Below are 11,474 nucleotides of genomic sequence, written 5' to 3'. Positions count from 1 at the left end.
ATCCACCTGCTGCTGTGAGTCGAAGCCATGCTTCACGTGTTGTTCAGCGTCTATCTGAAAATGCTGGTGCTTTACAGCCCGTTTTTCGTTCTTTCCTGCTTCATCAGCCTGACGCGTGGTCACTCGCGCAAGGAACAGCGGCGCCTGGCCTGGAAGGTGGCACTGGCGACACTGGTTTCCAGCGTCTTGCTGTATCTGTTCGGGCGCGTGATTTTCGATGTCTTCGGCATCACGGTGGATGCATTCAGGATTGGTGCCGGCAGTGTGCTGTTCATCTCGGCACTGAGCATGGCCCAGGGCAAGTCGGCGGTCCAGACCGACAATATCCAGCAGGATGTGACCATCGTTCCTCTGACCATCCCGCTGACCGTCGGCCCCGGTACGATCGGTGCGCTGCTGGTCATGGGCGTCAGTCAGCCCCACTGGGACGACAAACTCACCGCCATTCTGAGTATTGCGCTGGCCAGTCTGACCGTTGGCGTCGTGCTTTACCTCTCCAACCGTATCGAACGCATCCTCGGCGATCAGGGTTTGCAGATTGTCAGCCGTTTGATGGGACTGTTCGTCTGTGCACTGGCCGCGCAAATCATTTTCACCGGCATCAGGGGCTACCTGCTGCCCTGACAGGACTCAGATACTTGCAGCCCGCACCATGCCTTGCGCCCTGCCGTCCAGATAACGCATCACCGCGTCACGATGAGCTGCATACACCTTGCTGTCAAAGATGTAACTGCCGCCCTTGAAGTGAAACAGCAGTCTTCGCCTTCCTGGCGCATGGTCGTCCACACTCAGGTGCAGACTGCAAAGCAACAGGAGCATCCGGTCAGGTTCATACTTTTCGCAGGGTACGATCTGAAAACTGCCCAGACGTCCCTGGTCGAAGCCGCGCTGAAAGTACGACTCTGCTGCCTGCCCCACCCCCATTGCAGCAACCGCACGCTGCACCATGCCGCCAAGACGCTTACGATCAGCAGGATGACTGACCTTGAACGTGGCCTGCAATAAATCGTCGACACTGCTCACCACCAGCGAGTCTCCAAGGACCACGCCCTTTTGCTGTATGCCGCGCGCCTTGAGGCGGCTGCGGTAGTAATACATCCAGGTCCCCCACTGGGTTTTGAAATCAAACTGCCTGCCCGCGAACAACTGGGCGTCCAGAAGAACGTTCTGAACATCCGTGCGCTCTTCGTTCGAAAGCCCGGGCAAAAACGCGACCATACTGGCGATAGTGCCCAGATAGGCCGCGTTACCTGTGTCTGCATTCATTTGCGTTACTCCCTTCCATGGGCTTATCCAGGTTGCTAAAGACTGATGATTTCGGCTGCAGCACGATCAGCCAGGGCGTCCTGCACCGTCTGGCGAAAAGGCTCGAAACTCTGGCGACTGAAGCGGAACGCAGTACTGACGGCATGCACCTGCATCTCGCCGCCCAATATCTGCCAGAAATAACGCGCGGGCCGCAGCGCCAGGGTGGTCATCTGCAGGCTGCACAGAAGGATCGACACCTCGTCCTTATTGCGCATTGCACAGGGCATGAGCTGAAAGCTTTCTGAGCGCCCGGACGTAAACCAGCTGCTGAAAAAACTCGTCGCATGATCACTGCTCAATAGCCTGTCGAGCGAACTGCGGTAGAGTTGGCGAAGCTCGCCAGCGTTATCGACCACGGATAGCTGCAGTTTTCCAATGTCACTGAAACTGTGGATTTTCAATCGGGCATCGTTGATCCCGGCGCTCCGCGAACCGCCTGTGGCGGCAATCGAGCGCTGGTAAGCATCCAGCCATGCACGCCAGTTCACTCTGGAAGAATGGCGATCATCTGCGACCAGTCGGGCATGGTGCAGACAATCCATTATGTCCTGGCGCAAATCAGGTTCGACATTGCGGGCGAAGGACAGCACGCTGGCACCCGTCAGTAGAGTTTCATCCGGATCAGACATCGGGACTGCCCCCGAGCGGCATGATCAGGCACGCACGCTTGCTCGACAGCGCGGTGTCGATGCCATCGCGAAACTGCGAATAGACCTGTTCAAACAGTTGCATTGCATGGACAGTCACAGCGATGTTGCCGTAGACACTCTTCGACTCGATGACCTCGAAAAGAAACCCGGATGACAACGGCTGACGTGTGGTGAATTGAAGCTGCACCAGCTTGAGCTTCTGTCGGGTGTCGACGAAAGCCAGTTGCAGAACTACGCTGACCTGCAATTTTCCCGAGTGATTCAAACCGCTCTGTACCGTCTGACTGCGCAACAGATGAAGCGCTTCGCTCGCGACGGACTGGCTGCCTGCCCTGCGCATGAACGCCTCCGCACGCAGGAGCGTCTCGGCTGACACCCACGGTACAAGCGCACGCACCATGCAACTCCACACTGTTTCAGCGGAGTCTTCAGGCAAAGGCTGGCTGATATGTTCGCTGGCGCTCGGCAGCCAGCCGAAACGCTGCGCAGCGGTGAGACGGGTTTCATTCCATTTTTCGGGTTCGGCAAACTTCGAGTGTTGTTTCGATGCGGCCAGCTGCACGTACAGCATCGAGTCCAGCACATCATTTTTCAGGGCGACCCGCTGCGGCTCGGGGAAAAACATCAAACAGCCCGCATTGACGACTACGGCATCCAATTCCTGCTTCATGGGAGAATTCCTTTTATCCCGAAAGCGGAGGCAGTCCGCGCCTCCGCCAACACTCCGATCAGATTTCGTACTCTGCAATCGCATTACTGACATTGTCGCCAAGCCGTTGCTCGATCAGCTTGCGATAGCGCGCATACAGGTCCGTGTTGAGCAACAGGTTGTGCTCGCCCTTCCAGGTCTGGACACTGGTGCCCTGCCATTCCCAGAACAGCACATTGGTGACGTCACTGTCGGCCTGAAAGCTGACTGCCGCCATGGCCAGACTGACGATGCTGTCCCCGGATTCGATACAGGAGGCGATACGGAAGCTACCGCCACGGTGTGCCTTGGTCTGGCTCTCGAACAGGCGCAGGGGTTCTTTCCTGGCCTGCAGCGCGGCGACGGCATCTGCAGCCACTTTGAGCATCAGCAGCGATGCAGGCCCGGGTAACGCGGCAGCTGCAATGGCCGAACCGAGGATCTCCAGACCGACTTCGTCCATGGTGAAACGCTGCTGGGTGGCACGGTAGCGCGCATAGTTCCAATGGGTGGAGAGCCAGCCCACCTTGGAAAGCACTTCGTTGAATTTGTCATACCACTGATCGCCCTGGGTTTCAGAGCTGAACGCCTTGTTGGCCACAAGGGTGGCGAACAGAAAGGAATTCATCACGTCCTGCTTGCTCTGCGCCGACATACCGTTGGGAAATGCCAGCACACTGCCTGCAACCACCGCACCTTCATGGCCGGACTGTGCGTCAGTGACGTCACCTGCCTGAGGCAATCCGGGGATTGCGGGGGCCGCGAATGCGCCCAACGAAGCTGGGCATTCAGCCAGCTCGCAGGCGGCAATGTAATCGAGGTTGTCAGTGCTGTTCATGGTTTTGTCCTGTGTCATTTCATTAGTCCTTTAACTCATGCGTCCTGATGGACTGAATCGAGACTAACGAAATAAATCAGGCGGTTTTTTCGGAGCTTTCCGTTGCCCTCTGGTGGCTTTCGGGCACTTGGCTGCCGAACTCGATACGCAGAGCCAGATTCAACCCGCCATCTGCCTCCCGGCGTACCGCAGGTGAGCGAATATTCCGGGGAGGCTTCTGGAATCGGACTACCGACGACGACGGTTGAAGAGAGCCGATTCGCTCAAGCCCGTGGGCCGAAACAAAGGCTCACAGGCTTGAAGTGACATCGCCACTTCAGCACTTTCCCACGATAAATGGCAGCAGGTATGACACGCGTGCGCGCTCAACCTGTAGGCTTGTTGCCGTACCAACGCGGCGTATAGACCCAGTTGCCGCCTGCGTGGCGCGTAAAGGTGCACGTCAGGGAAGAGCCGATCAACACCATGGTGCGCATGTCCACCTGCTCCGGTGTCAATTCGCCCAGCGTGATAACCCTCAATGTCTGCCCGGGACGGCCGATGTCGCGGCCCAGCGTCACAGGGGTTGCAGGGATGCGATGCTGGCGGACAATCTCCAGCGCACGCCCCAGTTGCCAGGGTCGGGAGCGAGATATCGGGTTGTAGAATGCCAGCGCCAGATCGGCCTGACAGGCGAGGTCCAGACGCTTTTCGATGATGTCCCAGGGCTTGAGGTTGTCGGACAGCGACAGCACGCAGAAATCATGCCCCAGCGGCGCACCAGCCTGAGCGGCGGTTGCCAGAGAAGCCGAGACACCCGGCAGAATCTCCAGCTCGACCGCATGCCAGTGAGGATTATCCGACTCATGCAACGCCTCAAGCACCGCTGAAGCCATGGCGAACACTCCCGGATCACCGGACGACACCACGACCACCGAACGGCCTTGAGCCGCCAGCTCGAAGGCATGCCGGGCACGCTGCATTTCTTCGCGATTGTCAGTGCAGTGCAGTACCTGATCGGCACGAAACGGCCCTGCCATGCGCACGTAGGTTTCATAGCCCAGCACATCATTGGCACGTGCCAGTTCGGCCTTGACCGCAGGCACCATCAGGTCTGCTGCGCCAGGGCCCAGACCAATGACTGCAACGCGGCCACGCCCGCGGCCGATGCTCTGCACCTCCAGCGGTTGCGCCGCGACAGCAATCGCGGTGTGGGCGTCGACGCAGAGCGGTGGCAACAGCTGCGGCACAGCCTTCATGGCCATCTCGCTGGCCGCAGCGGCGCTGACGAATCGCACCGCAACGTCCAGCTCGGCGGCAGCCTTGTGCAGGTGCGGATTGGCCATCTGCTCCTCGGCAGCCAACAGGCACGCCAAGGACTGCCCGGCAATACGTACCTCGCGCAGGGCCGAGCGCACGTGCTCAGCCAGTTCGTCACTGAGGTCAGTCACCGCCACCAGCACGTTACGCGGGTAGATCAGCAATTCATGGGGTGACGGCTCGCGCAGGGTACTGCCAACATGAATGGCCAGCGCGGCCTGTGGATCTTCGGGCAGTTGCGCCTGGGCCAGCCAAGGGGCTTCGCCCTCGATGCGTACAGGTTCGCCGGACAGCAGGTCGGAAACGAAACGCTTGCCCAGCTCCAGATCGCCCAGCGCATAGCCGCTTGGCGGGTTGAGCAGACAGGTGCCGAAACGCAGCTCGCCGCTGGTGGTGATCGCTGGCGCAACGCCAAGCCCGCTGGCGATGCTGCGCGCCAGGACATTCACCCCGCCAAGGCCGCCAAGCAGTGGCACTACGGCGCTGCCGTCTTCGGCCACGGCGAGCACTGGCGGTTCGGCGCCCTTCTCCAGCAGCACGGCGGCCAGGGTGCGAATAACGATACCAGCTGCGCAAAGGGCGATGATCGGTGTGTTCTGTTGATACAGCTGGCGCAGCGTCGCGCCGAACTCGCTGTAAGTGCGGTCGGCCCCCTGCACGCGCTCGGCCAGGCCATGAATCAGCGCATCGGGAAACAGCTGTTGAATGCGCCGCGCGGTGGCAAGGCTGCCATTGCCTAGAATGACGATGGCCGGGGTCATGGAGGTCATCAGCCTTGCCACCTGTCGCCAGGAACGATAATCAGCGAAAAATACGGCGAAGACATCGGGTCGACCTGGTCCAGCGGGACGATTTTCTGGTTGATCATCGTGGCGCGCTCGACATACAGCGCACGCCCGGCCATCCCCAGCTCGGTCAGCACCTCGCGAACCTTGTGGAAATTGCGCCCCAGTTTCATGATCACCGCCGCGTCGGCGTCGGCCAGCTTGCGTTTCAGGTCGTCGTGGGACAGCACACCGGACAGCACTGACAGGCTCTGGTTGCGATACACCAGCGGCGCGCCCAGCACCGAAGCGCCACCGAGCATCGAGCACACACCCGGGATCACTTCGGCCTCGTAGCGCTCGGCCAGACGATCGTGCAGGTACATGTAGGAGCCATAGAAAAACGGATCGCCTTCGCAGATCACCGCCACGTCACGTCCGGCGTCCAGGTGCGCGGCAATGTGCCGGCTGGATTCGTCGTAGAAGTCGCTGATGAGCTTTTCGTAGGACAGTGTCGGCGGCAATGCCTCAGTGGTCACCGGGTAGACCAGCGGCATCAGGGTCTGAACGTCCTGCAGATGCGCTTCGATGATGCCGAATGCGTTGCCCTTTTTGCCCTTGGCCACGAAATACGCCACCACCGGCGACTCGCGCAGCAGACGCAGGGCTTTGACAGTGATCAGCTCCGGGTCGCCGGGACCTACGCCCAGGCCAATCAATCGACCGCGTGCCTGCATCATTCGATCTCCGTGGCCAGTGCGTTGACTGCGGCCACGGCCATGGCGCTGCCGCCACGGCGGCCCTGCATGATCACGAACGGCACACCGCGGCTATCGGCGGCAAGCATCGCCTTGGACTCGGCGGCGCCGACAAAGCCGACCGGAAAGCCGAGAATCAGTGCAGGCTTCGGCGCACCGGCATCGAGCATTTCCAACAGATAGAACAGCGCGGTCGGCGCGTTGCCGATGACCACCACGCTGCCTTCCAGGTGCGGACGCCACAGCTCAAGCGCCACCGCAGAACGCGTATTGCCCAGCTCCAGGGCCATTTCCCGCACGCCTTCATCATGCAAGGTGCAGATAATCGGATTATTGGCGGGCAGACGGGTGCGAGTGATGCCTTCGGAGACCATGCGCGCATCGCACAGGATCGGCGCTCCGGCGGCCAGAGCGTTGCGCCCGGCAGTACCGGCACCCGGCGAGAAGCGCAGGTCTTCGATGACTTCGACCATCCCACAGGCATGGATCACGCGCACGGCGAGTTTTTCCAAGTCGGCAGGGATCGTGTCAAGACGCGCTTCGGCGCGAATGATCGAGAAAGAGTTGCGATATATCTCCTGACCATCGCGGATGTAATCAATCATGCATATTGCTCCGTGAGCCGGCGTTCAACTGCGCGCCGACTGCTTCAATAGTAAGGTTGCGCGCGCGCAGCACGCCGAAACCGGCATGCGCTGCATCGCGAAAATAAAGATCGTAACGGCCCGGCGCGACAGCCAGCAAGGTTACTGGCGCTACGTGAGCGGCGGCGCAGGAACGCGTGCAGCCGCTCACGTGCACAGCCTGGCCGGTAGCCAGCCCGGCAGCCAGTTGCAGGGCGTCGGACTTGGTATCGGCCAGCCCCTTGGCGCACCCGGCAGAACCGGTACAGGCGAGCATCTGCGCCAGTGGTTGCTCGGCCGCCGCGACGAATCCCGATGCCTGCAACGCGTCCAGCACCGCCGCGGCGCGCTCGACCGGCACGTTCGGCAACAACAGGCTTTGCCAGGGCGTCAGGCGCAGCGTGCCGTCGCCCTGATCCGCCGCCAGTTGCGCCACGCTGGAAAGCATCGCCGCATCGAGACGCCCCAACGGTACTGCAGCGCCCACCGCCACCTGATTCGGCTGGGCCTGTGGATAAACACCAATGTGGCGAATGCCTTGAATGGCCGGACGCTGCCAATCGGTGATCGCCTTATCGGTCCGCACTGTGCAGCCGGACCGGGTCGACAGCTCGCGCAGCATATCGTCGGTCGAAACCTCGGCCAGCAGGTGTCGCATCCGGGTGTGCTCGGGACGGGCAAGGTCGAGAAACAGCTCCAGCAGTGCGACAACCAGCGTCTTCCCCTCGGCCACAGGGACAGCGGCCAGCGGTCGGTCATGGGCCGGGCAGCCGGCCAGCCCGAACGCCAGCAACACTTCGCCATCGACTTTCAGCGCCGACAGCCACACGTCATGCGGGTGTTCGAGCATGACCAGCGTTTCACCAGCGTCCAGCGACAAGGCAAACTTGGGGGACAGCTCATGAAAACGCGGATGATGTTCCAGCGCGTCGAGAATCTGCGCCGCCAGCGGCCGGGCATCGAAGAGCATCTGCGGGTCCAGCCCGGCCGTCGGGCTGAGCATCAGGTTGCGCACATCGTCGCTGGCCGGGTTGGCGGGGCCGAGCCCTGCCGCCATCAAGGCGCCGATCAACCCGTCGTGATTGGCACCAATGCCGCGAATCTGCAAATTGGCGCGGTTGGTGGCTTCGATAACACCCTGTGCATACGTGCTCGCGGCCTCGGCAACGGCCATGGCCTGCGCACGGGTGATCACCCCGCCCGCCAGCTTGATCCGGCAGATCCCGCCGTCCAGTGCCGGGACGATACGCAGCAACCCCGGGCAGGCCGAGGGGCGTAGCGTTGCAGAGGATGTGCGAGCGGACTGCTGCTCGTTCAATGGGTCACCCGATGTGAACTGGCTGGAAACGGACGTTGATTAGAGCACTTGTACCCCGTCGGGCGCGGTATTATGCCTGCTTTGTCCGCAGGCATGAAAAGGCGCTCTGTCGGAAGTTCGGATTGAGGTAGGTACATGTCACCGTGGCTGACAGTCGTGGGAATCGGAGAAGACGGTTACAAAGGGCTCGGCAAGAACGCCAGACACGCTCTGCTGCACGCTGATCAGGTGTTCGGCGGCCCGCGTCAGCTGGCGTTGCTGCCGCCGTGCATTCGCGCCGAACGACGTGCGTGGCCGAGTCCTTTCTCGTTGAACCCGGTGCTCGAGCAGCGGGGTGCCGAGATCTGCGTGCTGGCCAGTGGCGACCCGATGATGTTCGGCGTCGGCGCCAGTCTTGCACGCGTGGTCAGCATTGACGAAATGCGCATTCTGCCCGCGCCCTCCTCTTACTCTCTGGCCGCCGCCCGCCTCGGCTGGCCGCTGCAGGACGTTGTCACCCTGTCGGTGGTTGCCCGGCCGGCGGCCGCGCTGAACGCACACGTCCACCATGGCATGCGTCTGCTGGTGTTGAGTAACGACGGCAGCAGCCCCGCCCTGATTGCCGGTTTGTTGCGCGAACGCGGCTTTGGTCCAAGCCGCATGACCGTCCTGGAGCATCTGGGTGGCGAAGCCGAGCGGCGCGTCGAAGGACTGGCCAGCGAGTGGGGCAACCCCGAGATCGCCGCGCTGAACCTGGTTGCCATCGACTGTCGTGCCGACGCCAGCGCCATCCGTCTGAGCCCCATTTCAGGTTTGCCGGACAGCGCGTTCGAACATGACGGCCAGCTTACCAAGCGCGACGTGCGCGCCATCACCCTCGCCCGCCTTGCACCGCTGCCGGGCGAACTGTTGTGGGATGTCGGCGCGGGTTGCGGCTCCATCGGCATCGAATGGATGCGCGCGCACCCGACCTGCAGGGCGATGGCCATCGAAGCCGATGAAGGCCGCCAGCAACTGATCGAATTCAACCGCGACGCACTCGGCGTGCCCGGCCTGCAATTGGTGCGGGGCAGCGCGCCCCAGGCCCTGAGCGGTCTGGAACGCCCGGATGCGATCTTCATCGGCGGTGGCGTGACGCGTGTCGGCGTGCTGGAAACCTGCTGGGAACAACTGCGTCCGGGCGGCCGACTGGTCGCCAATGCGGTCACCCTGCAAAGCGAAACGGCCTTGATGGCCTGGCGCGAACGGCATGGCGGCGAACTGACCCGTATCCACGTCGCCCATGCACAACCCCTTGGCGAATTCGACACGTGGCGTCAGGCGTTGCCGATCACCCTGCTGGACGTAGTCAAACCCTGATGCGCGAAGAAACCGCCGAACAGCCTGCGCCACTGCGCAGTGGCCTGACCACTGGCAGCTGTGCGACCGCAACCAGCCTCGCAGCGGCGCGGCTGTTGCTCTGCGGGCAGATCAGCGATGCGGTGGACATCGTTCTGCCCAAGGGTAAACAGGTACAGATGCGCCTGGAATTCTGCCGGCTTGTGGATGAATTCGCGGAAGCTGCAACGCTCAAGGATGCAGGCGACGATCCGGATGTCACCCACGGCGCCCTGGTATTTGCCCGCGTCAGGTTACAGGCGGCAGCAGGCGTGCGCTTCATGGCGGGTGCAGGCGTCGGCACCGTGACCCGCCCCGGGCTGGTGCTGGCAGTCGGTGAGCCGGCCATCAACCCGGTGCCCCGGCGCATGATGACCGAGCATCTGCTTCGGCTGGCCGAAGAACAAGGCTACAGCGGCGGATTCGAAGTCACGATCGGCGTCGAGGGCGGCGAGGCGCTGGCGCTCAAGACCATGAACCCGCGCCTGGGCATTCTCGGCGGACTGTCGATTCTCGGCACCAGCGGGATTGTCCGGCCGTTCTCCTGCGCGGCCTATATCGCCTCGATCCATCAGGGCATCGACGTCGCCACCACCAACGGCTATCGGCATATCGCCGCCTGCACCGGCAATGCCAGCGAAGACACCATGCGCCGCGTCTATAAAATCCCCGATATCGCCCTGATCGAGATGGGCGACTTTGTCGGTGCGGTGCTCAAGCACTTGCGCAAGGTGCCTGTGGATAAGTTGAGCGTGTGCGGAGGCTTCGGCAAGATCAGCAAGCTGGCCGCCGGCCATATGGACCTGCACAGCCGCCATTCCAGCATCGACCTGCCGCAACTGGCGCACTGGGCTGCGCAGGTCGGCGCGGATGCAGGCCTGCAACAACGGATCCTTGAAGCCAACACCAGTCAGCAAGCGCTGGCGATGAGCGCTGCGGCAGGTGTGCCACTGGGTGACGAAGTGTGTCGCCACGCGCTGAGTTTCGCGCGCAGCATCGTGCCTGCGAGCGTTCAGGTGGAGGTTTTCGCCATTGACCGTCAGGGCGGACTGGTGGGTCAGGCTGGCGTTGATTTACAGAGAGAAGCGACATGAAACGCATCCTGCTGCTGGGCGGCATTACCGAGGCCTTGGCGATTGCGCGGAAGCTCGGGCCTGAGCACATCTACAGCCTCGCGGGCGTGGGCCGGGTGCCGTCTGACCTGGCCTGCCAATTGAAGGTCGGCGGTTATGGCGGCGCCGAGGGGATGGCGCAGTACATGGGCGAACAGGGCGTCGACTTGCTGCTGGACGCCACCCACCCGTACGCCGCACAGATCAGCCACAACGCAGCGCGAGCGGCCAGGCTGGCCGGCATTCCCTGCTGGGCCTTGCGCCGCACCGCGTGGCAGGCAGGTCCAGAGGACGACTGGCGCGAAGTGGCTGACTGGTCAGAACTGGCCAATGCCCTGCTCCCGTTCAAGCGCCCGTTGTTCACGCTGGGTCGCGAGCCCTTGCAGCACCTGAACGAAATCCCGCCGCACCAGTTCTGGACACTCCGGGCACTGGACGACTACCCCGGCAACCAACACTGCGAAGTGATCGGCGCACGCGGCCCGTTCATGCTGGAAGACGAGCGCCAGTTGTTCGAACAACGCCGCATCGACGTACTGATCAGCAAAAACAGCGGCAGCAGCTCCACCGAACCCAAGCTCGACATCGCCCGCGAACGCGGCCTGCCCGTCCTGATCCTCAAACGCCCGCAGTTGCCTGACGCTGATAGGCTGTTCTGGGGTGTGGATGCAGTGCTGGAGGCGTTGGGCCTGGATTGATCAGCCGTCTTTAGTCCTCACTGAATGGACCTGTGGGGAGCTTGCTCACGAAGAGGTCGGGG

12 protein-coding genes are annotated in these 11,474 nt (G+C 62.2%); 4 read left to right on the top strand and 8 right to left on the bottom strand.

The genetic code is table 11. The features are described 5' to 3' along the window. Positions 1-27: 27 nt before the first annotated feature. Positions 28-624 (top strand): MarC family protein, encoded by a 597-nt coding sequence (locus BT119_RS15815; protein ID WP_054081943.1) that lies wholly within the window; start codon positions 28-30, stop codon positions 622-624. A gap of 6 nt (positions 625-630) precedes the next feature. Here the strand turns inward: BT119_RS15815 and BT119_RS15810 are convergent, their stop codons facing one another. The 8 genes from BT119_RS15810 to cobG all read right to left on the bottom strand — a co-directional run bounded on the left by BT119_RS15810 (position 631) and on the right by cobG (position 8,246). Then, positions 631-1,266 carry a hypothetical protein gene (locus tag BT119_RS15810; RefSeq protein ID WP_072366310.1) on the bottom strand — a complete coding sequence of 212 codons (636 nt, stop codon included), beginning with the start codon at positions 1,264-1,266 and terminating at the stop codon, positions 631-633. A 35-nt stretch (positions 1,267-1,301) separates the two neighbouring features. Beyond that, positions 1,302-1,937: a hypothetical protein gene (locus BT119_RS15805; RefSeq protein WP_072366308.1), complete on the bottom strand. Its 636-nt coding sequence runs from the start codon at positions 1,935-1,937 to the stop codon at positions 1,302-1,304. After that, positions 1,930-2,628 (bottom strand): hypothetical protein, encoded by a 699-nt coding sequence (locus BT119_RS15800; RefSeq protein WP_024662968.1) that lies wholly within the window; start codon positions 2,626-2,628, stop codon positions 1,930-1,932. The genes BT119_RS15805 and BT119_RS15800 overlap by 8 nt, the downstream gene beginning before the upstream one ends. Positions 2,629-2,686: 58 nt before the next feature. Continuing rightward, entirely contained in the window at positions 2,687-3,502 is an 816-nt protein-coding gene (locus tag BT119_RS15795; protein ID WP_024662969.1) for a hypothetical protein, read from the bottom strand. Positions 3,503-3,849: 347 nt separating this feature from the next. After that, positions 3,850-5,553 (bottom strand): precorrin-3B C(17)-methyltransferase, encoded by a 1,704-nt coding sequence (gene cobJ / locus BT119_RS15790; protein WP_054081941.1) that lies wholly within the window; start codon positions 5,551-5,553, stop codon positions 3,850-3,852. Continuing rightward, complete coding sequence (locus BT119_RS15785; protein WP_054082175.1) at positions 5,553-6,284, bottom strand: precorrin-2 C(20)-methyltransferase; 732 nt, start codon at positions 6,282-6,284, stop codon at positions 5,553-5,555. The genes cobJ and BT119_RS15785 overlap by 1 nt, the downstream gene beginning before the upstream one ends. After that, a complete protein-coding gene (locus BT119_RS15780) occupies positions 6,284-6,910 on the bottom strand; it encodes a precorrin-8X methylmutase (RefSeq protein ID WP_003368856.1) in 627 nt (208 codons plus the stop codon). The genes BT119_RS15785 and BT119_RS15780 overlap by 1 nt, the downstream gene beginning before the upstream one ends. Continuing rightward, on the bottom strand, positions 6,903-8,246 hold the full coding sequence (gene cobG, locus BT119_RS15775) for a precorrin-3B synthase (RefSeq protein WP_072366305.1): 1,344 nt from the start codon (positions 8,244-8,246) through the stop codon (positions 6,903-6,905). The genes BT119_RS15780 and cobG overlap by 8 nt, the downstream gene beginning before the upstream one ends. Positions 8,247-8,381: 135 nt before the next feature. On the opposite strand from cobG, the gene BT119_RS15770 reads away from it, so the two are divergent. The 3 genes from BT119_RS15770 to BT119_RS15760 are packed head-to-tail and all read left to right on the top strand — an operon-like array spanning position 8,382 to position 11,412. Further along, the gene (locus BT119_RS15770; RefSeq protein ID WP_003431745.1) at positions 8,382-9,584 is read left to right on the top strand and encodes a bifunctional cobalt-precorrin-7 (C(5))-methyltransferase/cobalt-precorrin-6B (C(15))-methyltransferase; all 1,203 of its coding nucleotides are present in this window, start codon (positions 8,382-8,384) and stop codon (positions 9,582-9,584) included. Continuing rightward, positions 9,584-10,696, top strand: a complete 1,113-nt coding sequence (locus BT119_RS15765) for a cobalt-precorrin-5B (C(1))-methyltransferase (protein ID WP_003431747.1) — start codon at positions 9,584-9,586, stop codon at positions 10,694-10,696. The genes BT119_RS15770 and BT119_RS15765 overlap by 1 nt, the downstream gene beginning before the upstream one ends. After that, the gene (locus tag BT119_RS15760; RefSeq protein ID WP_003368866.1) at positions 10,693-11,412 is read left to right on the top strand and encodes a cobalt-precorrin-6A reductase; all 720 of its coding nucleotides are present in this window, start codon (positions 10,693-10,695) and stop codon (positions 11,410-11,412) included. Before BT119_RS15765 ends, BT119_RS15760 begins: the two co-directional genes overlap by 4 nt. Positions 11,413-11,474: the final 62 nt, after the last annotated feature.

Origin of the sequence: Pseudomonas sp. NFACC10-1 (genome assembly GCF_900119195.1) — a bacterium.
Taxonomy (GTDB): Bacteria; Pseudomonadota; Gammaproteobacteria; order Pseudomonadales; family Pseudomonadaceae; genus Aquipseudomonas; species Aquipseudomonas cerasi.
Note: the sequence above shows the minus strand (reverse complement) of the source record. Positions and strands in the feature narration are given on the sequence as shown.

Bases quoted from the DNA above. Each gene is read 5' to 3' on its own strand.
- BT119_RS15815 (WP_054081943.1), top strand. From the start codon at position 28: ATGCTTCACGTGTTGTTCAGCGTCTATCTGAAAATGCTGGTGCTTTAC.
- BT119_RS15810 (WP_072366310.1), bottom strand. From the start codon at position 1,266: ATGAATGCAGACACAGGTAACGCGGCCTATCTGGGCACTATCGCCAGT.
- BT119_RS15805 (WP_072366308.1), bottom strand. From the start codon at position 1,937: ATGTCTGATCCGGATGAAACTCTACTGACGGGTGCCAGCGTGCTGTCC.
- BT119_RS15800 (WP_024662968.1), bottom strand. From the start codon at position 2,628: ATGAAGCAGGAATTGGATGCCGTAGTCGTCAATGCGGGCTGTTTGATG.
- BT119_RS15795 (WP_024662969.1), bottom strand. From the start codon at position 3,502: ATGACACAGGACAAAACCATGAACAGCACTGACAACCTCGATTACATT.
- cobJ (WP_054081941.1), bottom strand. From the start codon at position 5,553: ATGACCTCCATGACCCCGGCCATCGTCATTCTAGGCAATGGCAGCCTT.
- BT119_RS15785 (WP_054082175.1), bottom strand. From the start codon at position 6,284: ATGCAGGCACGCGGTCGATTGATTGGCCTGGGCGTAGGTCCCGGCGAC.
- BT119_RS15780 (WP_003368856.1), bottom strand. From the start codon at position 6,910: ATGATTGATTACATCCGCGATGGTCAGGAGATATATCGCAACTCTTTC.
- BT119_RS15770 (WP_003431745.1), top strand. From the start codon at position 8,382: ATGTCACCGTGGCTGACAGTCGTGGGAATCGGAGAAGACGGTTACAAA.
- BT119_RS15765 (WP_003431747.1), top strand. From the start codon at position 9,584: ATGCGCGAAGAAACCGCCGAACAGCCTGCGCCACTGCGCAGTGGCCTG.
- BT119_RS15760 (WP_003368866.1), top strand. From the start codon at position 10,693: ATGAAACGCATCCTGCTGCTGGGCGGCATTACCGAGGCCTTGGCGATT.